Source organism: Streptomyces sp. SID4985, from assembly GCF_009863025.1.
GTDB lineage: Bacteria > Actinomycetota > Actinomycetes > Streptomycetales > Streptomycetaceae > Streptomyces.
This window is the reverse complement of the sequence record NZ_WWIR01000314.1, coordinates 1-19814: the sequence shown is the minus strand read 5'-3', so window position 1 is coordinate 19814 and position 19814 is coordinate 1. Positions and strand designations below refer to the sequence as shown.

At 71.8% G+C, this 19814-nt stretch carries 18 protein-coding genes; 5 read left to right on the top strand and 13 right to left on the bottom strand.

The window, feature by feature from the left end; genetic code table 11:
- Nucleotides 1-56: 56 nt before the first annotated feature.
- Nucleotides 57-701, bottom strand: coding sequence for a helix-turn-helix domain-containing protein (locus GTW40_RS12825; RefSeq protein WP_161180297.1), 645 nt, complete (start codon nucleotides 699-701; stop codon nucleotides 57-59).
- 86 nt (nucleotides 702-787) lie between these two features.
- Between GTW40_RS12825 and GTW40_RS12820 the strand changes: the two genes are divergently transcribed.
- From GTW40_RS12820 to GTW40_RS12810, 3 genes are all read left to right on the top strand, one after another.
- On the top strand, nucleotides 788-1996 hold the full coding sequence (locus GTW40_RS12820) for a pyridoxal phosphate-dependent aminotransferase (RefSeq protein WP_161180296.1): 1209 nt from the start codon (nucleotides 788-790) through the stop codon (nucleotides 1994-1996).
- Between the two features lie 120 nt (nucleotides 1997-2116).
- Nucleotides 2117-2737, top strand: a complete 621-nt coding sequence (locus GTW40_RS12815) for a hypothetical protein (protein WP_161180295.1) — start codon at nucleotides 2117-2119, stop codon at nucleotides 2735-2737.
- Nucleotides 2738-2790: 53 nt separating this feature from the next.
- Nucleotides 2791-3213 carry an acyl-CoA thioesterase gene (locus tag GTW40_RS12810; RefSeq protein ID WP_161180294.1) on the top strand — a complete coding sequence of 141 codons (423 nt, stop codon included), beginning with the start codon at nucleotides 2791-2793 and terminating at the stop codon, nucleotides 3211-3213.
- 194 nt (nucleotides 3214-3407) lie between these two features.
- On the opposite strand, the gene GTW40_RS12805 is transcribed toward GTW40_RS12810, so the two are convergent.
- The 7 genes from GTW40_RS12805 to GTW40_RS12775 all read right to left on the bottom strand — a co-directional run bounded on the left by GTW40_RS12805 (nucleotide 3408) and on the right by GTW40_RS12775 (nucleotide 10040).
- Nucleotides 3408-4787, bottom strand: coding sequence for an 8-oxoguanine deaminase (locus GTW40_RS12805; RefSeq protein WP_161180293.1), 1380 nt, complete (start codon nucleotides 4785-4787; stop codon nucleotides 3408-3410).
- Nucleotides 4788-4858: 71 nt separating this feature from the next.
- Nucleotides 4859-5782 carry a factor-independent urate hydroxylase gene (pucL, locus tag GTW40_RS12800; RefSeq protein WP_161180292.1) on the bottom strand — a complete coding sequence of 308 codons (924 nt, stop codon included), beginning with the start codon at nucleotides 5780-5782 and terminating at the stop codon, nucleotides 4859-4861.
- A gap of 4 nt (nucleotides 5783-5786) precedes the next feature.
- Nucleotides 5787-6155, bottom strand: coding sequence for a hydroxyisourate hydrolase (gene uraH / locus GTW40_RS12795; protein WP_161180291.1), 369 nt, complete (start codon nucleotides 6153-6155; stop codon nucleotides 5787-5789).
- A gap of 3 nt (nucleotides 6156-6158) precedes the next feature.
- Nucleotides 6159-6671 carry a 2-oxo-4-hydroxy-4-carboxy-5-ureidoimidazoline decarboxylase gene (gene uraD / locus GTW40_RS12790; protein ID WP_161180290.1) on the bottom strand — a complete coding sequence of 171 codons (513 nt, stop codon included), beginning with the start codon at nucleotides 6669-6671 and terminating at the stop codon, nucleotides 6159-6161.
- Between the two features lie 172 nt (nucleotides 6672-6843).
- Entirely contained in the window at nucleotides 6844-7212 is a 369-nt protein-coding gene (locus GTW40_RS12785; protein WP_161180289.1) for a helix-turn-helix domain-containing protein, read from the bottom strand.
- Entirely contained in the window at nucleotides 7209-7466 is a 258-nt protein-coding gene (locus tag GTW40_RS12780) for a hypothetical protein (RefSeq protein ID WP_161180288.1), read from the bottom strand. Before GTW40_RS12780 ends, GTW40_RS12785 begins: the two co-directional genes overlap by 4 nt.
- Nucleotides 7467-7625: 159 nt before the next feature.
- Nucleotides 7626-10040: a GH92 family glycosyl hydrolase gene (locus tag GTW40_RS12775; RefSeq protein WP_161180287.1), complete on the bottom strand. Its 2415-nt coding sequence runs from the start codon at nucleotides 10038-10040 to the stop codon at nucleotides 7626-7628.
- A 210-nt stretch (nucleotides 10041-10250) separates the two neighbouring features.
- Between GTW40_RS12775 and GTW40_RS12770 the strand changes: the two genes are divergently transcribed.
- On the top strand, nucleotides 10251-10481 hold the full coding sequence (locus tag GTW40_RS12770; RefSeq protein WP_161180286.1) for a hypothetical protein: 231 nt from the start codon (nucleotides 10251-10253) through the stop codon (nucleotides 10479-10481).
- A gap of 55 nt (nucleotides 10482-10536) precedes the next feature.
- On the opposite strand, the gene GTW40_RS12765 is transcribed toward GTW40_RS12770, so the two are convergent.
- The 5 genes from GTW40_RS12765 to GTW40_RS12745 form a co-directional block, all read right to left on the bottom strand.
- Entirely contained in the window at nucleotides 10537-11202 is a 666-nt protein-coding gene (locus GTW40_RS12765; protein WP_161180285.1) for a hypothetical protein, read from the bottom strand.
- Between the two features lie 56 nt (nucleotides 11203-11258).
- Nucleotides 11259-13025, bottom strand: a complete 1767-nt coding sequence (locus GTW40_RS12760; RefSeq protein ID WP_161180284.1) for an ankyrin repeat domain-containing protein — start codon at nucleotides 13023-13025, stop codon at nucleotides 11259-11261.
- Between the two features lie 258 nt (nucleotides 13026-13283).
- A complete protein-coding gene (locus tag GTW40_RS12755) occupies nucleotides 13284-14921 on the bottom strand; it encodes an AMP-binding protein (protein ID WP_343245675.1) in 1638 nt (545 codons plus the stop codon).
- Nucleotides 14918-16591 carry an AMP-binding protein gene (locus GTW40_RS12750; protein ID WP_161180283.1) on the bottom strand — a complete coding sequence of 558 codons (1674 nt, stop codon included), beginning with the start codon at nucleotides 16589-16591 and terminating at the stop codon, nucleotides 14918-14920. The genes GTW40_RS12755 and GTW40_RS12750 overlap by 4 nt, the downstream gene beginning before the upstream one ends.
- The gene (locus tag GTW40_RS12745; protein ID WP_343245674.1) at nucleotides 16588-18327 is read right to left on the bottom strand and encodes an IS200/IS605 family accessory protein TnpB-related protein; all 1740 of its coding nucleotides are present in this window, start codon (nucleotides 18325-18327) and stop codon (nucleotides 16588-16590) included. Before GTW40_RS12745 ends, GTW40_RS12750 begins: the two co-directional genes overlap by 4 nt.
- Before the next feature lie 358 nt (nucleotides 18328-18685).
- Here GTW40_RS12745 and GTW40_RS12740 point away from each other — a divergent pair.
- Nucleotides 18686-19814, top strand: a 1129-nt coding sequence (locus GTW40_RS12740) for an ATP-binding protein (RefSeq protein ID WP_161180282.1), incomplete at its 3' end; no start/stop codon positions are given.

The following is a 19814-nucleotide window of genomic DNA, read 5'->3' as shown; positions in this document are numbered from 1 at the left end:
CAGCTGTTGGAGCTGAAGGCCCGCCCCCGTGGCGGGCCTTCGGTCGTTCCCGGGGCTCACTCCTCCCGGAGCGCCTTGCCCAGCGGGCTGTCGCCGGTGACGGTGATCCGCCCGGCCCGTATCCCCTCGGGAACCGTCAACTCCCCCCGGACGACGGCCGTGCACGTCCCCTCGTCCATCACGAGCCGCGCGTCCGCGCCGCCGGGCGCGAGTCCCTCGCCGTAGACCGGGCCGTCCTCCGCACCGATGAACAGGTGGAAGTTCCCTTCCTCCAGGCCGACTTCCAGGATTCCGGGCCCGGTGTCCGTGTTCACTCCGCGCAGCGCGGTCAGCAGAGGGAGCGCGAACCAGTGCGCGCGTACGGCGTCGGTGGGGCGCCGCTCCTCCAGACCGTCCCGGCCCCACTCCCCCAGCGCCTGGAGCACGGGCAGCAACCCCCGTCCGCGCGGGGTGAGTTCGTAGACGTAGGCGGCGCCGGGCGGCCGGAGACGGCGACGGGTGGCGAGGGCGTCGCGCTCCATGTCCTTCAGGCGGGAGGCGAGTACGTCGGTGCTCACCCCGGGGAGGTCGGCGTGCAGATCGGTGTAGCGGCGCGGACCGGCCAGCAGTTCCCGGACGATCAGCAGGGTCCAGCGGTCCCCGACGAGGTCGAGGGCGCGGGCCGCGGAGCAGTACTGGTCGTAGCGTCGGCGAGGTGGCATGGGACGCAGTCTAGACAGTTCGTTGGACTTTCCAAGCTCCTGCTTGGTAAAACCAAGTAACACCAGACGGCGAAGGGTTGCGGCGCATGGAGTTCCGGCAGTCGAACAAGCTCAGTGAGGTCTGCTACGAGATCCGTGGCCCGGTGATAGAGCACGCCGACGCGCTGGAGGAGGCGGGGCACAGTGTGCTGCGTCTGAACACCGGCAACCCGGCCGTGTTCGGCTTCGAGGCGCCGGAGGAGATCCTCCAGGACATGATCCGGATGCTCCCGCAGGCGCACGGCTACACGGACTCGCGCGGCATCCTCTCCGCCCGCCGCGCCGTCGCCCAGCGCTACCAGGACCTGGGCCTGGAGGTGGACGTCGACGACGTGTTCCTCGGCAACGGCGTCTCGGAACTGGTCTCCATGGCTGTCCAGGCCCTGGTCGAGGACGGCGACGAGATCCTGATCCCGGCCCCGGACTTCCCGCTGTGGACGGCGGTGACCACGCTGGCCGGCGGCAAGGCGGTCCACTACATCTGCGACGAGCAGGCCGACTGGACCCCCGATCTCGCCGACATGGAATCCAAGATCACGGACCGCACCAAGGCCCTGGTCATCATCAACCCGAACAACCCGACCGGCGCGGTGTACCCGAAGGAGATCGTCGAGGGCGTCCTCGACCTGGCCCGCCGCCACGGCCTCATGGTCTTCGCCGACGAGATCTACGACCAGATCCTCTACGACGGCGCCGTGCACCACTCGGCCGCCGCCCTCGCCCCCGACCTGGTCGTCCTCACCTTCTGCGGCCTGTCCAAGACCTACCGGGTGGCGGGTTTCCGCTCCGGCTGGCTGGTGGTCACCGGACCCAAGCAGCACGCGAGGAACTACCTGGAGGGCCTGACCATGCTGGCCTCCATGCGGTTGTGCGCCAACGCGCCCGCGCAGTACGCCATCCAGGCCGCGCTCGGCGGCCGCCAGTCCATCCGCGACCTCACCGCCCCCGGCGGGCGCCTCCACGAGCAGCGCAACGTCGCCTGGGAGAAGCTGAACGAGATCCCCGGCGTGTCCTGCGTGAAACCCAAGGGCGCCCTGTACGCCTTCCCCCGCCTCGACCCCAAGGTCCACAAGATCCACGACGACGAACGCTTCGTCCTCGACCTCCTCCTCCGCGAGAAGATCCAGGTGGTCCAGGGCACCGGCTTCAACTGGCCCACCCCCGACCACTTCCGCATCCTCACCCTCCCCCACGCGGACGACCTGGAGGCGGCGATCGGCCGGATCGGACGGTTCCTGAGCGGGTACCGGCAGTAGCCGGGCGGCACTGTCAGCGTTGTCGGCGTCGTCAGCGTTGTCAGACCCCCGCCGTACGCTTCGGAAATGGGTCCGCCGTGGGGGCGGGTCCGGTTCGGGTGCGAGCGGAGGGAGCCGGTCGTGGGAGGACCGCCGAGTGCCGCGCAGCGGCGGCTCGTCGAGGGGGCCGATCCGGAGACGGGGCGGCTGCGGGGGACGGAGGCGCAGCTCGCCGCGCTGGTGAAGCGGGGGCTGGCCTTCCGGCATCCGAGGCCGCCGCACGATCACTTCCTGACTCCGGCGGGGCAGCGGATACGGGAGAAGGAGCCGCCCGCGGCCCCGGAAGCGCCCGCTTCCGGCGGGGTCTTCGCGGCCCGGGTCGGGGGTGAGAACGGGACCGTCGCATCCGGTCCCGCCCGGCTGCGCGAGGTGCGCGGGGCCTGGCAGGGGCTGCTCGAGATGCGGCGGATGACCAACCGGGACGGGGCGACGGACCGGCCCTGCGCGTGGGAGCGGAGTCACCTCGTGCGGGCTGCCGCGCTCGCCCTGGAGGCGGCCGGGCACCGGCCCGAGGGCGACGGGATACCCGGCTACCGGGTGCGCGCCACCCCGCAGCCGGAGGCGGTCGCCGTGTACGCCCCGGACGAGGAGACACTGCGCGCCTGCGCGGCCACGCTGGAAGAGGCGGGCTGGCAGCCCGGCGTGTGCACCGAGCCCCGTACCCGCGTGCGCTATCTGCTGGCATCCCCGCGCCGGGTGTGAGCCGCGTGCCAAGATCGGGTGACCGGAGAAGTGCGACGCGACAAGGGGAAGCAGTGTCCGAACCGTTTTCCGTCCGTGTGACCGTCCGAGGCTACGAGACCGACACCCAGGGCCACCTCAACCAGGCGGTCTACCTCAACTACGGCGAGCACGCCCGCTGGTCCCTGCTCCACGCCGCCGGTATCAGCCAGGCGCGGCTGGTCGGCCGAGGCGTAGGGCCGGTCGCCCTGGAGACCACGATCCGCTTCCGGCGCGAACTGCTCGCCGGGGACGAGGTCGACATCACCTGCGCGTTCGAGTGGACCGACGGCAAGACCTTCCGCATCCGCCAGGAGATACGCAAGCTCGACGGCACCCTCGCCGCCGAAGTCACCGCCGTGGGCGGCCTGATGGACTTGGAGAAGCGGAAGCTGGTCACGGACCCGCGCGAGGTGTTCAAGGAACTGGCCGCGGACCCGGCCCTGTTCGGGCTCTAGGGGGTGTCTCTTCGATCTTCGTGGATCAGCCCGCGGCGTCTGGTGCGGTGCCTCGGTGTGCGGTCGAGTCGTCCTCGTACTGGACGTACTTGGGCGGTTCGGCCGTGCGGCGAGGTGCCGTGCCAGACGCCGCGGGCCCGCGAAGATCGGGGAGACACCCCCTAGCCGAGCGGGACGGCAGGTCGGAGCCCGCTTCACGCCTGCCCGGCGATCCGCGCCAGGCGCCGCGCCTCGGCCCGGGTCGCGCGGGCGACAGCCTCCTCGTCCACGTGCACCAGCCGCCCGTCCGCCACGATCTGCCGTCCGCCCACGAACGACGCCGTGACCGGGGCCGCCGCGCCGAGGACCAGCGCCGCCACCGGGTCCGCGATGGAGGCGTGGGCCAGGGTGTCCATGCGCCACAGGACCAGGTCGGCCAGCTTGCCCGGTTCCAGGGAGCCGATCTCCCCGGCGCGGCCCAGGACCTGGGCACCGCCGAAGGTGCCCAGGCGCAGAGCCTGGCGGGCGGTGAGGGCGGACTCGCGGTGGGGGCCGAGACGGTTGACGAGGAGGGCGTTGCGCAGTTCGGTGTGGAGTTCGCCGGACTCGTTGGACGCCGTTCCGTCCACGCCGAGGCCGACCGGGACGCCCGCCCGGAGCATGTCGGGGACGCGCGCGATGCCCGCCGCGAGGCGGGCGTTGGAGGAGGGGCAGTGGGCGACGCCCGTGCCGGTGCGGGCGAAGGCGGCGATGTCGGCGTCGTTCATGTGGACGCAGTGCGCCATCCACACGTCCTCGCCGAGCCAGCCGGTGGACTCGAAGTAGTCGGTCGGGCCCATCCCGAACAGCTCGTGGCAGAACTTCTCCTCCTCCACCGTCTCCGAGCCGTGGGTGTGCAGCCGCACGCCGAGCGAGCGCGCCAACTCGGCTCCCTGACGCATCAGTTCGGTCGACACGGAGAAGGGGGAGCAGGGGGCCACGGCGACCTGGGTCAGGGCGCCGAAGGAGGAGTCGTGGTGCTCCCGCACCGTCGCCTCCGTGGCCGCCAGCGCGTCGTCCAGGGTCTCCACCGCGAAGTCCGGGGGCAGTCCGCCGTCCGACTCGCCCCGGTCCATCGAGCCCCGGGCCAGGGTGAAGCGCACGCCGGTCTCGCGGGCGGCCCCGATGATCGCCCCGGACAGGTCGCCGGTGCCGCGCGGATACACGTAGTGGTGGTCCATCGCCGTGGTGACACCCCCGCGCGCCATCATCGCGAGGGAGCCCTGAGCGGCCGTACGGACCATGTCCTCGTCCAGGCACGCCCAGGTCGGGTAGAGCGCGACCAGCCAGTCGAAGAGGTTGTGGTCGGTGGCCAGGCCCCGGGTGAGCCACTGGTAGAAGTGGTGGTGGGTGTTGACCAGGCCGGGGGTCGCCAGGTGCCCGGTGGCGTCGATGCGCCGGGTGACGTCCGACAGCCCCTCGGGTGCCGGGCCCGCGCCGACGGATTCGATCCGGTCGCCCGCGAGGACCAGGTGTCCCGAGGCGTACTCGGTGCCGTCCGCGTCGACGGTCGCGATCGCGCAGTTCTCGATGACGATGCGCTCGACTGCTGCCACGGTGCGTCCTTTGCGCTCGGAGGTTGCTCAAAGTTGGGTCGGGGGTGGCTCAGAGACGGCTCGGGGACGGCTCAGAGATTGGTGAGGTCCACCGGGATCGCGGCCTCGCGCCCCTCCCGCAGGACGGTCGCCTCGATGAGGCCGTAGGGCCGGTCGGCGGCGAGGTACACCTCGTTGTCGTTGGTCAGCCCGAAGGGTGCGAGGTCGACCAGGAAGTGGTGCTTGTTCGGCAGGGAGAGCCGGATCTCGTCGATCTCGTCACGCGTCTCCAGCACCCGGGAACCCATGGCGAACAAGGTCTGCTGGAGGGAGTACGAGTACGTCCCGGCGAATGCCTCCAGCAACCGGCGCCGGGCCTCCTCGTACGACACGTCCCAGTCGGGGGTCTTGCCCTCGCCGGTCCAGCCGTACCGCCAGCGGGCGGTGACCTCGGTCGCCAGCACGCGGTCGTGGGCCTCGGGCAGGGTGGTGTACTCGTCCTTGGCGTACCCCCAGAACTCGGAGTCGGTGGAGTTCAGCACCACCAGGTCCGCGAGGCCCGAGACGACCTCCCACGCCGAGCCGTCGTACGTGATCTGGGCGAGCCGGGTCTCCTGGCCCTTGCGGACGAAGGAGTGGCCGCCCTCGGGGGCGCCGGGCAGCGCGATCCGCTCCCAGGCGTACTCCTCGATACGGATACGCGCCCTGCCGATCGCCTCCTGCGAGGTGACGAAGTGCCGGGCGAGGAGGATGCCGAAGGCCTCGGCGGACTCGATGCCGTGCTTCTTGGCGAAGGCGTACACCGTGTTCTTGGTGGTGTCGGTCGGCAGGACGTTGGCGTTGGAGCCGGAGTAGTGGACCTCGTCCATCTCGCCGCTGAGCGTGACGGAGACGTTGAGGTCCTTGATGTGGTGGGTGGTGCCGTCCCGGGTGATCCGGACGACCCGGTTCTCGGCCTTGCCGTACTGGTTCTGCCCCAGGAGGGCGGGACCGGCGGGGCGGGATGCGTCTGCCATGGTGCTAACTCCCTCGGTATACGGAGTAGCCGAACGGGCTGAGCAGCAGCGGTACGTGGTAGTGCTCGCCGGGTCGTACGGCGAAGGTGACGGTCACTTCGGGGAAGAAGGCGGCCTCTTGCTCCTGGGCTTCGGCTTGTTCGTGAGCTTCGGCGAGGTACGGCTCCACGGCGAAGTCCAGCCGCGCCCACACCGTGCCCTCCGGCGGGTCCGGCAGGTCGCGGCAGCGGCCGTCGGTGTCGGTGGTCCCGGTGCCCGCCTCCCGCCAGTCGGCGTCGGGCGCGGCGCGGGCGAGGAGCCGTACGGCGATGCCCGCGGCGGGACGGCCCGCGGCGGTGTCGAGGACATGGGTGGAGACGGAGGTCGTGGGCATGGTTCACGCGTCCTTGGCGACGAGGCGGGTCAGCCGAATGCGGTTGATCCTGCCCAGTTCGGCGCGGGCGATCTCCCTCTCGCGCTCCGGAGCGTTGCCGATCCGCTCCTTCAGCGCGTCGCGCATCCGCTCGGCGGTCAGTCCGGTGGCGCAGATGAGGAAGACATGGCCGAACCGTTCCTGGTAGGCGAGGTTCAGGTCCAGCATCTCCGCGCGCAGGTCGTCGGAGGCGCCCGCCATGCCGCGCTGTTCCCGGGCGGAGGCGGGGTCGCCGGGCTTGGGGCGGCCGATCGGGGGGTGGCCCGCGATGGCCTCCGTGAGGCCGGGCTCGTCCAGCTCCGCGAGGGCGGTGTCGGCGGCGGCGTACAGCTCGTCCGGGGTGGCGTACGGCCGGGCGGCGAGCAGCCGGCGGCCCCACTCGGCGGAGGCGCAGACCTCGTGGAGGGCGGCGCGGGCCGCGCGTTCCTCCAGGGCGTTGAACCGGGCCAGGCCCGGGGGTGTCGCTGGCGAAGTCACGGGCGCCTCCGTGGCCGCATGGGCCGTCGTGCCGGACGAGGTGCGGTCAGCTAACGCCTGACGGCGACGGCACGTCAACACTTTGTTGAAAATTCCGGGTTAACAGGGCCCGGAAGGCCGCCCGAGCCCTTCTGCCCGTGCCCCTCTGCCCAAGCCTCTCCGCCCGAGGCCCTCAGCGGCCCTTCTCCCGGTTGAGGTAGTTGTAGATGGTGAAGCGGCTGACGCCGAGCGCCCCGGCCACGGTCTCCACCCCGTGCCGTACGGCGAAGGCACCCCGCGCCTCCAGTGTCCGTACGACCTCCTGCTTGGCCTTGCGGTCCAGGTCGGCCAGCGGGCAGCCCCGCGCGCGCTCCATGGCGGCGAGGATGTGGTCCAGGGAGTCCGCGAGCTGCGGCAGCCGTACGGCGACGACGTCGGCGCCCTCCCAGGCGAGGACCACGTCGTCGGGGCCCGCCTCGTCCGGCGGGAGGAGCCGTCCGCCCATGGCGTCGACCAGCGGTTTCACGGCCGCGATGAAGGGCTCGTCCGGGGCGGGGGTCATCTGCCCTGCTCCTCGGCGCCGATCACGTTGACCTGGAGGGAGATCCGGGTGGCGCCCGCGCCGAGGGTGCGGCGCAGCACCTCGTCCAGGGCGGCGAGCACCCCGTCGGCGCTGCCCTCGACCGTGTTGCCGAACGGCCCCACGTCGACGGCGTCGAGCCCGGCGCCCTCGATGACCTCGCGGGCCACCACGGCGTGCGCGGGGGCCTCGTCCAGGTCGAAGGGTTCGGTGGTGAACTCCGCTCTCAGTCGCACGGGTGCCCCCTGACGTGGTGGATCGCGCAGTGCGGCCGGCCGGCGTGGCGTGCCCCTGCCGTTCGGTCATGACCTTAACGGAGGGTGCGGGGGCGGAGGCCAGTGGCTGTCGCTGTGGACCGTCCGGCCCTGCGGACCGCACTCCGCAGGGCCGGTATGTCACTTCGGCAGCTCGCTCTCGTCGGTCGCCCAGGTGGTGTTGGGTGCCGTGGCCAGGCGGAAGTCCAGTCTGCCGCCGGAGCGGAGGACGTCCGGGCCGAGCCAGGAGCGGGTGAGCGGGTGCCCGTCGCGGCGTACGGCGTCGATGTAGAGGTGGGTGTCGTCGGCGTCGGGGGCGGTGATGACGAGGTCGCGGTGGTGCGGGCGGACGACGGTCGCCTTCGGGAAGAGGGGGGCACCGAGGAGAAGGGTGGCGCGGCCCGGGGTCTCGGGGTAGATGCCGAGGGCGGAGAAGACGTACCAGGCGGACATGGTGCCGAGGTCGTCGTTGCCGGGGAGGCCGCCGGGGCCCGTGGTGTAGACGGTGTCGAGGATCTGGCGGACGGTGGCCTGGGTCTTCCAGGGGGCGCCGAGGGCGTTGTAGAGCCAAGGAGCGTGGATTCCGGGCTCGTTGGTGGGGTCGTAGCGCAGCGCGTCGCCGCCGCGTACCGACCAGGAGCCGTCCGGCTTGTGGAAGAAGCCGTCGAGCCGGGCCTCGGCCTGGCTCCGGCCGCCCATCGCCTCGGCGAGACCCTGGACGTCCTGCGGGACCATCCAGGTGTACGTGGCGCTGGTGCCCTGCGCGAACCCGAGGTCGCTGCCCGGACTGAACGGCGTGACCCAGGAGCCGTCGAGGCGGCGGGCCTGGATGTAGCCGGTGTCCGGGTTGAAGACGTTGCGCCAGTAACCGGCGCGCGCCGTGAAGGACTTGGCGTCCTCGGCGCGGCCGAGCAGCGTCGCCCACCGCGCGAGTCCGAAGTCCGCGACCGAGTCCTCCAGGGTCTCGGCGGCGCCGCCCCAGCAGTGGCACACGTCCTGGGCGGCGTAGTGCGAGGTCAAGTACTGGCCCAGGTTCGGTCGTTGGCCCTCGCACTGGCCGGGGCAGCCCGCGTCCGAGAGGTCGGCGGGGGTGGGCACGGTGGCCTGGCGGACGAGCGAGGCATAGGCGCCGTTGTAGTCGAATTTCCTTATGCCCATGGCGTAGAAGGTCGCCAGGGTCGCGGCCGAGGGATCGCCGGTCATCACATGGGTCGCACCGCTGATGTGCACCCAGCGGTCCCACACTCCCCCGTTCTGCCGGGCGAAGTTGTACAGCGACTGCGCGAAGTCGCCCGCCACGGTGGGCCGTAGCAGCGCGAGCAACTGGATCTGGGCGCGGTACTGGTCCCAGCCGGAGAAGTTGCCGTACTGCGCCCGCTGTCCGCGCGCGAGCCGGTGCACGGCCTGGTCCATGCCCGGGTAGCGGCCATCGGAGTCGCTGATCAGGTTGGGCTGCATGAGGGAGTGGTAGAGCGCCGTGTAGAAGGCGGTACGGCGGGCCGTGGTGCCGCCTTGGATTCGTACGGTGCCCAGCTCGCGGTCCCAGGCGCGTGCCCCGGCGGCGGCCACGTCGGCCACGCTCGCGTGCGGGGCGACCTCGTGGCGGAGGTTGGCCTCGGCGCCCGCGAGGCTGACGTAGGAGATGCCGATCCGCATGTGGACATCGTTGTCAGCGCGCGTGTCGAAGCCGACCCAGCCGCCGGAGCCGCGTCCGGCCCGGTCGTTGCCGGTGGCGTACCCCTCGCCGCCGTCCGTCGAGGTGGCGCCCGGTGAGAGCGTGCCGTCGTGCCAGGTGCCGGTGGTGGCGAAGTCCCGGTCGAAGGTGGCGCTGAAGTGGAGGCGGTAGTAGCTCTTGCGGTTGTTGGTACCGCCGTTGGCGCGACGGCCGCAGAACGCACCGGTGAGCACCCAGCCGGTCACCTTGCGGTGGGCGGCGTCGATGTCGACGTGCGCGTCCTCGCTGCCGTTGAGGGAGTTGGACACGCGGAACAGCAGGCTGGCCGGACGGTCCGCCGGGAAACTGAAGTCGGCGACCCCGGCGCGCTGACTCACGGCCAGGTCGGCGGAGGCGCCGGAGGCGAGGCCGAGGGTGTAGCGGCCGGGTACGGCCTTCTCGTCGGCGTGGGAGAAGTTGGCCGCGTAGACCGCGTCCCTGGTGTCGGCGCTCGGCGAGGAGGTGACGTCCCCGACGAACGGCATGATCGGTACGTCGCCCGCCGCGCCGGGGTGGCATCCGGCACCGTTGACGTGCGTGAGGCTCAGGCCGCGTATCCGGGTGGTGTTGTACGCGTACCCGTTCGCGGCCGCGGTGTTGGTCTGGTCCCCGGTGGTGCTGGTCGGCGACCAGGCGATCATGCCCTGGGGCAGGGTGGCGCCGGGGAAGGTGTTGCCGCCGTTGGCGGAGCCGAGGAGCGGGTCCACGAGCCGCGACAGCGGTTCCTGGCCGGTCGCCGCCACGGCCGGGAAGGGGGCCGCCGCGGCGAGGGCGGTGGTGACCGCCGCCACGGCCGTGCGCGTACCGAGCCGTCTCGCCGCGCGCGCTAAAAGGTGACGCATCGTCAAATTGCCTTTCCGGAAGGGACAGTGAGCGACGCGAGGCTAGAGGGGCGGCGGGTGCGAGGGAAGGGTGCGGGGGCTGCGGACGATGAAGCCTGGGCGAACTCTTGCGGTGGCCGTCGCGCTCTCGCGGTGTCCGTCGCGGCGGGGAGTGCACCGCCTGGGGTGCGCCGACGTGCGCGGCCCCGCCGTCGGCAGGAGGCTGGACCCATGGCCGAACCTCACTACCCCCACATCGTCGTCCACGCCCCGGCACTCGACGGCTCCCGCCGAGTCACCGAGGGCGACGTCACCCTCGGCCTCGCCTCCCACCTCGACGACGTGATCGAGATCCTCCGCATGGCCGACCTGGACCGCATCGAGGTCGAGGAGAGCGACTTGATCGACTGGCAGGGGGGTGGGCCGGACGAGTGGCCGGGGTTGTCGGAGCCTGAGCCGTAGCCCTGGCGGGGAGGGGTGGCTCCAGCTGAGTGCGTGGGAGTGGGGCTACGAACCCTCACACACGCGCGGCGGCGCCGAAGTTCTCCGCGATCGGTTCCGGGCTCAGGCTCAGCCGTTGCCGGCTCGAGGCGATTCTGCTCAGCGCCCATGCCCTGACGGCGTTCCTGTCTTCCACCATGGCCACGAGTTCTCGCGTGATCTGCTGGGCGTCGTCCATCCAGGGGGCGATCGGCTCCTCGGCGAGGACCGTGGCGAACCGCTGCCGGGCGAGGGAGACGTTGCCGACCAGCGCCGCGGCGACCCCGGCGTGCCATGCGTCCCAGAACCACCCGCGTCTGACCGGCTGGGCGGCCAGGTCACTCGCCACCGATTCGAGGTCGGGGAAGCGGTCCCGGAGCTTTTGCACGGCGTCCTGCGCGTGGAGGGCGAGTTCGTCCGCCACCGGCGTGAACTGCTGGTCACTGCGATAGTGCTCGGAGCCGCTCAGCTCCTCGCTGACGTGGAACGCGAAGTGGTCGAGATCCTGCCACAGCCACATGGCTCCGACGTGCAGCCCGCTGCCCTGGCTCCACGAGGGCGACGGGAACTCGACAAGCCCCAGCCACCAGCCGTGATCGTCCAGCCAGATGCGGGACCGGCCGCGCCGCTGGAGCCCCAGGGGGCGGAGCCGAGTCCTGGCGGCCGCGGCCACCAGCCGCGACGCGGGAGAAGGGGAAGCCATGACGGCATTCTCCCTCCGGTCTCACCCCTCCCGTCCCGCCCCTCCCCCTTCACCCCTCACCCCTCCGGCAACCCCAACCGCACCCACCGCCCCGGCGCTTCCCGCTCCGTCGCGCTCCGGCCGTCCGTGATGGTCAGGCCCGCCGCCGCGCAGGCGTAGGCCAGATGGTTGGCGCCCCAGGGGAACGTCCGGCCGAGCTGCCAGAAGCGGAAGGGCCAGTGGGCCGGGTCGGCGCCGAGGGGCCAGTGGCCTGTCTCCTCCGTGTGGACGATCTCGCCGTCGCGGGCCAGGGCGCCGAACGTGCCGCCCTTGGGGTTGAAGTAGAGGCCGTAGGCGGTGGTGCCGGGCGAGACGGCACGCAGGAGCGTGTCGTCCTTGGGCAGGTAACCGTCCTGGGTGATCACGCAGCCGCCCGGGGTGCCGTCCACGTGCCGGACGACGACGTACCGCAAGGACTCCTCCCAGTCCGGTTCGTCGAGCCCCTCCTCGTCCTCTTCCTCGTCCTCCTCGTCCAGGTTCTCCGTGAGGCACTCGGCGGGGTCGGCGCCGAGGCGGCGGATCACCTCGTCCTCGGTCAGGTCGCGGACGAAGCAGACGCCGAGGCCCTCGGTCCACAGCGGTTCCGTGCCGAAGGCCGCGATCAGCGCGTCCGCCGCTCGCTGGGCGGCGCTCTCCGGCTCGGAGAGTTCCACCGCGCCGGGGAGGTCCCGGACGAGCGGGGCGAGGGGCGTCGTCAGCAGCAGCCGGCCCGGGGACCAGGGGCCGGACTGGGGTGTCCAGGCATCCGCTCCGGCGGCGAGCAGCAGCCTGATGCGGTCCTCGTCCATGCCGCACACGGCATGCCAGAGCGGGGTGTGACCGTCGTCGTCCCGCACGTCGACGTCCGCGTCGTCGCCCAGCCGGTCCAGGAGCACCTCGACCGCTTCCGCCGAACCCCATTCGGCCGCCAGGTGCAGCGGAGTCGTGCCGGTGCGCCCGGTGGAGGCGGTGAGCGGGGCCCCGCCGTCGAGCCGGGCGCGGATCAGCGCCGCGTCCGCCCAGTCGTCGTACCGCAGCCCCTCCCAGTCGGCGCGGGGAACGTAGCGCTGCCGGGCCTCCTCCTCGCGGCGCAGACGCTCGATCTGGTCGCGGGTCAGGGGCGGGGCCAGGAAGGTCGCGGGACCTCCCGTCGCCGTCCACAGCAGGGCGGGCTGGTCGACGGTCTCCGGTTCCACCAGGTCCGGCCACACCTCCACCACCCCCGTCGCGGCCGCGCGCAGCGCGTCCGTGTCCACGGCGACGCGCGTCTCCGGTATCGCCTCGTCGGGCCACTCGACCACCAGCTCGGTCTGTCCGGGCGGCGGCAGCTCCGGCAGATAGAGGTCCACGTCGGTCTTGAAGAGGGAGGGGCGGAGTCCCGGGTCCAGCGGTATCAGGCCGATCGCCTGATCCGTCTGGGCCACTCGCGTCTCGCCCTGCGGACCGGTGTAGGTGATCCGGCGCGTCGTGGTGCCGTCCAGGGAGGTCACCCGGCGCCCGTCGGACAGGAGCAGGCCCACCCGGAGGCCGGACTGCCGTCGTGCCGACGCGTCCTGCCGTCGGGTCCGGCGGAAGACCGCCAGGTGCAGGGTGACCGACCGGGGCCACACGGACCAGCCGGTCAGCAGCACCCGGGTCTCCGGCCCGGACCCGACCGGTTCGGCCTGGGGAACGCGCACCGGCGCATACCGGTCCACGGGCGGGGCGTACCGCCCGTCGTCCGCGTTCGGCGGCCGCAGTCCGGCCAGTACGGCACCCGCCTCGACCGGCTCTTCCGGCAGGACCAGCTCGTCGAAGAATCCCATGCGCGGAGCGTGACACACGCCACTGACAACGCCCCGCGCGACGACGGACCGGGCCAACCTCAAATCAACCTCTGAACCCGCCCGAGAATGCTTCAACCGCCCTCCGCGCCGGGCAGATTACGACCACGCGGGGCCCGCCGGGACGGGGGCGGCGAGGCCCCGCACGGGGGACTCGTGGGGCGCGGCCCGGCCGGTCGGGCCACGGGGGTGGCCGCGCCCCACGGGATGCCGGAGCGACACCGCTCCGTACGACCCCGCTCAGTCCCCGCGAAGCTCCCCGTACGTCTCCCGCAGCTCCACCTTCCGCACCTTGCCCGAGACGGTCATCGGAAACGCCTCCAGGATCTGGAGACGGCTCGGGATCTTGTAGTGGGCGAGCCGGTCCCGGCAGTACGCGTGCAGTTCCTCCAGGGTGAGCGGGTCCGCCGGGTCGTGCGGGACGACGCACGCGAGGACCTCCTCGCCGTAACGCTCGTGGGGGACGCCGACCACCTGGACGTCGCGGATCTTGGGGTGACCGTAGAGGAACTCCTCGATCTCGCGCGGGTAGATGTTCTCCCCGCCCCGGATGATCATGTCCTTGATACGGCCGACGATCTCGACGTACCCGTCCTCCCGCATGACCGCGAGGTCCCCGGTGTGCATCCAGCGCCCCGCGTCGATCGCCTCGGCGGTGCGCTCGGGCTCGTCCCAGTAGCCGAGCATCACGCTGTAGCCACGGGTGCACAACTCACCGGCCGTTCCCCGGGGTTGGGTGACACCCCTGGCCGGGTCGACGACCTTCACCTCCAGGTGGGGCAGGACGCGGCCGACGGTGCCGCAGCGGTGCTCCAGGTCGTCGTCCACGCGGGTCTGGAGGGAGACGGGCGAGGTCTCGGTCATGCCGTAGCAGATGGAGACCTCGGCCATGTGCATCTCCGCGACGACCCGCTTCATCACCTCGACCGGGCAGGGAGAGCCCGCCATGATGCCGGTGCGCAGGGTGGAGAGGTCGTACTCCGCGAAGTCCGGAAGGTTCAACTCGGCGATGAACATGGTGGGTACGCCGTACAGCGACGTGCAGCGCTCCCGCTGGACCGCCTCCAGGGTGGCCTTCGGCTCGAAGGACGGGGCCGGGATCACGATGCAGGCGCCGTGCGAGGTGGCCGCCAGGTTGCCCATCACCATGCCGAAGCAGTGGTAGAAGGGCACCGGCACGCAGACCCGGTCCTGCTCCGTGTAGGAGATCGACTCCCCCACGAAATAACCGTTGTTGAGGATGTTGTGGTGGGAGAGGGTGGCTCCCTTCGGGAAGCCGGTCGTGCCCGAGGTGTACTGGATGTTGATCGGGTCGTCGCAGGACAACTCGGCGTCACGGGCGTCCAGTTCGGTCACGTCCAGCCGCTCGCCCCGCGCGGCGAACTCCTCCCACCCGGGCTCCCCGAAGTACACCGCCTCCCGCAACTCGGGGCACCTGCCGCGCACTTCCTCCACCATGGCCCGGTAGTCGCTGGTCTTGTGGGCCGGGGTCGCGAACAGCAGCGAGATGCCCGCCTGGTTGAGGACGTACTCGACCTCGTGGGTGCGGTAGGCCGGGTTGATGTTGACCATCACGGCACCGATGCGGGCGGTGGCGTACTGCACGAGCATCCACTCGGGGCAGTTGACCGCCCAGACGCCGACCCGGTCGCCCTTGGCCACCCCGCTCGCGAGCAGCGCGCACGCCAACCGGTCGATGTCGGCGGTGAATTCGGCGTAGGTCCAGCGCCGTCCGGAGGGCACGTCGACCAGGGCTTCCCGGTTCGGCCACGTGGACGCCGTACGGCGGAGGTTCGCGCCGATGGTGTCGCCGAGCAGGGCGGTGTCGCCCGTGCCGTGCGTGTACGAGCCGTGCGTGTACGACAGGGCAGCGGTCACCGGAAGTCCTCCTCGCGGTACTCGTTCTCCGAGCCCTCGGCCGTGGCCTCGCGCAGTTCGATGCGGCGGATCTTGCCGGAGATGGTCTTGGGCAGCGCGCCGAACTCCAGCCTGCGCAGCCGCTTGTAGGGCGCGAGCACCTCACGGGAGTGCTCGAAGAGGGCCTTCGCGGTGCCGGGTCCGGGCTCCCAGCCCTCGGCGAGCACGATGTACGCCTTCGGTACGGCGAGCCGGAGTTCGTCCGGCGCGGGCACCACGGCGGCCTCGGCGACCGCCTCGTGCTCCAGGAGGGCGCTCTCCAGCTCGAAGGGGCTGATCTTGTAGTCCGACGCTTTAAAAACATCGTCCGCGCGCCCGACATACGTGAGATATCCGTCTTTGTCCCGCGAGCCGATGTCCCCCGTGCGGTAGTAGCCGCCCGCCATCGCCTCGTCCGTGCGCTCCGGGTCGCCGTGGTAGCCGGTCATCAGGCCCACCGGGCGCTCGGACAGGTCGAGCGCGATCTCGCCCTCGGTGGCGCCGGGGGCGCCGGTCACCGGGTCGAGGAGTTCGATGCGGTAGCCGGGTCCGGGGCGACCCATCGAGCCCGAACGCAGTTCCTGGCCGGGGCTGTTGGCGATCTGGACGGCGGTCTCGGTCTGCCCGAAGCCGTCCCGGACGGTGACGCCCCAGGCGCGCCGCACCTGTTCGATGACCTCGGGGTTGAGGGGTTCCCCGGCGGCGACCGCCTCCCGTGGCTTCGTGGCGAGCTGGGTGAGGTCGGCCTGGATGAGCATCCGCCACACGGTGGGCGGCGCGCAGAAGGTGGTGACCCCGGCCCCGTCCATCTCCGTCATCAGCCGACTGGCGTCGAAACGGCTGTAGTTGACGACGAAGACGGTCGCCTCGGCGTTCCACGGCGCGAACAGGTTGGACCAGGCGTGCTTGGCCCAGCCGGGCGAGGAGATGTTGAGGTGCACGTCGCCGGGCTTCAGGCCGATCCAGTACATGGTGGCGAGGTGGCCGACCGGGTACGAGGTGTGGGTGTGCTCGACCAGCTTGGGCTGGGCGGTGGTGCCCGAGGTGAAGTACAGCATCAGCGGGTCGTCGGCGAGGGTCGGTCCGTCCGGCACGAACTCGGGCGTGGCGGTGTACGCGTCCTCGTACGGCTCCCAGCCCTCCTTGGGCAGCCCGCCGACCGAGATCCGGGTGTAAGTCCCGGGCACCTCCGCGAACTTGGCGGTGTCGGCGGCTCGTACGACCACATGCTTGACCTCGCCGCGGCCGACCCGGTCGCGCAGGTCGGCGGGGCCGAGCAGCGGGGTGGCCGGGATGACCACCGCGCGCAGCTTCATCGCGGCGAGCATGGTCTCCCACAGCTCGGCCTGGTTGCCGAGCATGACGAGGACACGGTCACCGGCGGCGACGCCCCGCTCGCGCAGATGGTTCGCCACCCGGGACGAGCGGGTGGCCAGGTCCGCGAAGGAGAGCCGGGTCTCGGTGCCGTCCTCCTCGACGATGTGCAGTGCGGTGCGGTCGTTGCCCTCCGCGATCACGTCGAACCAGTCCAGGGCCCAGTTGAAGTGCTCGGGCCGGGGCCAGCGGAAGCCCTCGTAGGCGGCCTGGTAGTCCTCCCGGTTCTCCAGCAGGAAATCGCGGGCGCTCCGGAACAGCTCCGTCGGCGTCGTCATCCGTGTCCTCCTCGCGGCTGCGGTCGTCCGCCGAATCGGGCGGAACTCCCGCGTCCCGGGCCATTGCCGGGCGGCTCGTTGTCGTGATGCGGGTCTCGATACCGTTCCTGGAAACTGAGTGGGAGTAAGTCCTGTTGCCAGGTCTCGTGCTCAGCCGCGTGTCCCGAACGGTGTTGGGCACGCTGGTCGCCCGCTTTCGCTCCGCGTCCGGCGCGTACGGATCGTGTCCGTGGTCCGGGAACGCGGGGGCGGGGTTCCTCACGCCCCGGGGCACCTGGTCCGGCCTGGACGGTCCGATGCCCGCCATCATCGCTCCGGTGATGGCGGGGCGGTGCCTTCCGTCGCCGGATCGGGTGCCCCAGAGCGCGTCGTCCGATCGCCACCGCCGCCGCGTGGTGGCGCGTGGGTGTGCGGTTCTTGCTGGTGAGGGGTTTCTGCCAGTGCTGGGCACCCCACCGGGAGGTGTAGGCGGGGTCGACGGCGATCAGGGGGATGCCGCGTTCGGCCGCCATGCCGACGAGCCGGGCCCGCAGCCTGGAGGTGGGCATCCCGGAGACCAGCCGACGAAACCGCTTCTTGCGACCGTACTTTTCGCGGGTGGTCTCGGCGGTGAAGTCGAGATCTTCGACCGCGATCGCCAGACCGTTGTCTTCGGCCCAGTGCACCAGCCGGATCAGCGCGTGGCGGAGTTGGGCGTCGCGGTGGGAGGCGGTGCCGGACAGGTCGTAACCGAACGTCCTCGGCGCCCCGACCGGGTTGCCGTGGGCGTCCAGCCGCCAGGCGGCAAGGTGGTCGGCGTTCATGTCCACGCCGATCAGCCCGCGCGTGCGGGCGGCGGTCAGCGGCAGCACCGTCACGGCGGGCAGGCTCCACAAGGCGGTGAGATACCAGCGGCCGCGAACGGTGTCCTCGTGGATGCGGTAGGCGACCGCCCGGTTCGCTGTGACACGGTCACGCCACTGCTCACCCCGGTGCGCGTACACCACCCGCGCGCTCAGCACGTACCGGCCGTGCGGGGCATTCGCCAGGTGCGCGAGCGGCGCGGGAAGCTTGATGCTGACCTCGCCGTCCGGGCTGATGCGGATCGTCTCGTTGCCGTACCGCTTGCCCGACTCCCCGTCCGCGGCGAGAAACCGGCGTGCGGCCCGCCACCGCTCCCGCCACCCCTGCTCGGTGAGACCGGCCGCGTCGAGGTGGTGGCGGGAGTTCAGCAGCCGTTTCCCGCCCCGCACCACCCGCACCACACCCGCCTCCCAGTCCGCCCGCGCCGACCGCAGCCGGTCCTCCAGCACGCGCAGGCGACGGGACTTCGCATGCCACTCCCGCCGCGAACGGTAACCACCCGGCGCCCGCCCGCTGCCCTTCTCCCCGACCGGCAGAGACAACCGGTGCGCGACCGCACGCGCCCCCGCCTCCAAACCCCGCACATGCGCGAGCTGGGCACGCCGGGCCAGAGCCCACTGATCGTGCGTGGCCTTCGTGAGCGACCCCGCCCACCGCGACGACGACTCCGCCGTGAGCACACGCTTCCGCTCCGCCCACCGATCACTGGCGTGGCCCAGCCCGGCCGTACACCGCGCCTTCAGGTCACTCGAGGCAAGGCTGCCGAGATGGTCACCCACCAGCCGCAGCACCCTCTCGTCCTCCGCGCTCAGGCGCTTGAGCCGATCCCGGAGCGCGACACCCGAGGGCGCGGGCACCACGAACGGCGCAGCCACCTCCCGCAGCCCGCCCACCCCATCTCCTCCCGGCCCGAAGTCACCGCCACTACACCCAACGACCATCACCCACCAAGGTCACCCATTCGACACACAAACTCCTGTTCCCCACAACCCACCTGCGAGGTGAACGGGCACGAAGGGCCGGGCCGCAGGGGCAACGCTGCGGCGGCAGACGCGATGACAGTGACCCGGCGCAAGTGCGGCCCCAGGGGACATCTCCCCCAGAGCGCCCTGCGGCAGTACCCTCGGGGAAGTTCTCCGGCCTGTTTGAATTTGGGGTGAGTTGTAATTTCCCTCACCTCCACTTCCGGCCGAATTCGGGGCTCTGTTGCCTAGAATTTGGCCAGGACACGACACGAGGGGAGCGGCGACCGTGCGACGGGACTTCCAGGAGCCTGCTCGATGCCGCCCCGACCTGGTCATCGGCCACGAGGACCTGTTCGCGGCCGCGAAGGACCATCTCGGCTCCGGGGGCAGTGTGCTGCTGCACGGCCCCGCCGGAATAGGAAAGTCGACCGTGCTGCGGGCATTGGCCGAGGAATACGGGGCGCACGCGCGCACCGTGTTGCGCTGCTCGGCGACGGAGTCCGAATCGCATCTGCCCTTCCTCGCCCTCGCCGACCTCTTCGGACTGGTGCTCGACGAGATCGCGCCCCGGCTGCCCGCGGCCCAGCTGACCGCCCTGGAGTCGGCGCTCACCGGACGGGGCGAGTCCAGCCTCCAGCGCGACGGCCTCGCCCTGCGGCTCGCGGTGCTCTCCGCGCTGCGCGCGCTCGCCACGCAGGGCCCGGTGCTGGTGGTCGCCGACGACCTCCAGTGGCTCGACCCGGCCAGCGCGGAACTGCTCGGCTTCGCCGCCCGCAGGCTGGAGGGCACCCCGGTGCAGATGCTGTGCGCGGTGCGCACGGAGGGCTCGGACTCCCAGGAGTACGACCGCCATCTGCGCGCCTGTCCGCCGGGCACCGCCGCGCTCCGGCTCGGTCCACTGGGCCGCGCCCAGGTGGCCCGGCTGCTCGACCACCGGGGTCACGGCGCGCTGCCCCGCTCCACGGTGCGCGAGATCCACCGCACCAGCGGCGGCAATCCGCTGTTCGCCCTGGAGCTGGGCCGTGCCCTCGCCGACAGCCCGACCCCGCCGCGCCCCGGCGAGCCACTGCCGGTGCCGACCTCGCTGCGCGCGCTGGTGCTCAGCCGTCTGGACATGCTCTCGGTGGAGGCGCGCCGCACCCTGCTCGTGGCGAGCGCGGGCGCCCGGCCCACCACGGCGCTGCTGCACGCGGCGGGCCGGGAGAACGCCGAGGCCGAGTGCGCCCAGGCGGCCGAACTCGGGCTGCTCGCCACCGAACCGGAGGCCCCGGCCGTACGGTTCGCGCATCCGCTGATCTCCGCCGCGCTGTACGCCGAGGCCCCGGCGCCCGAGCGGCGGGCCGCGCACGCGGCACTGTCCACGGCCGCCTCGGACCCGATCGAGCGGGCCCGCCATCTGGCCCTCGCCACCACGG

What these genes read in the sequence shown, in the direction of transcription:
- GTW40_RS12825 (WP_161180297.1), bottom strand. Translation starts at nt 701, where the DNA reads ATGCCACCTCGCCGACGCTACGACCAGTACTGCTCCGCGGCCCGCGCC.
- GTW40_RS12820 (WP_161180296.1), top strand. Translation starts at nt 788, where the DNA reads ATGGAGTTCCGGCAGTCGAACAAGCTCAGTGAGGTCTGCTACGAGATC.
- pucL (WP_161180292.1), bottom strand. Translation starts at nt 5,782, where the DNA reads ATGGCAGACGCATCCCGCCCCGCCGGTCCCGCCCTCCTGGGGCAGAAC.
- uraH (WP_161180291.1), bottom strand. Translation starts at nt 6,155, where the DNA reads ATGCCCACGACCTCCGTCTCCACCCATGTCCTCGACACCGCCGCGGGC.
- GTW40_RS12785 (WP_161180289.1), bottom strand. Translation starts at nt 7,212, where the DNA reads ATGACCCCCGCCCCGGACGAGCCCTTCATCGCGGCCGTGAAACCGCTG.
- GTW40_RS12775 (WP_161180287.1), bottom strand. Translation starts at nt 10,040, where the DNA reads ATGCGTCACCTTTTAGCGCGCGCGGCGAGACGGCTCGGTACGCGCACG.
- GTW40_RS12770 (WP_161180286.1), top strand. Translation starts at nt 10,251, where the DNA reads ATGGCCGAACCTCACTACCCCCACATCGTCGTCCACGCCCCGGCACTC.
- GTW40_RS12765 (WP_161180285.1), bottom strand. Translation starts at nt 11,202, where the DNA reads ATGGCTTCCCCTTCTCCCGCGTCGCGGCTGGTGGCCGCGGCCGCCAGG.
- GTW40_RS12760 (WP_161180284.1), bottom strand. Translation starts at nt 13,025, where the DNA reads ATGGGATTCTTCGACGAGCTGGTCCTGCCGGAAGAGCCGGTCGAGGCG.
- GTW40_RS12750 (WP_161180283.1), bottom strand. Translation starts at nt 16,591, where the DNA reads ATGACGACGCCGACGGAGCTGTTCCGGAGCGCCCGCGATTTCCTGCTG.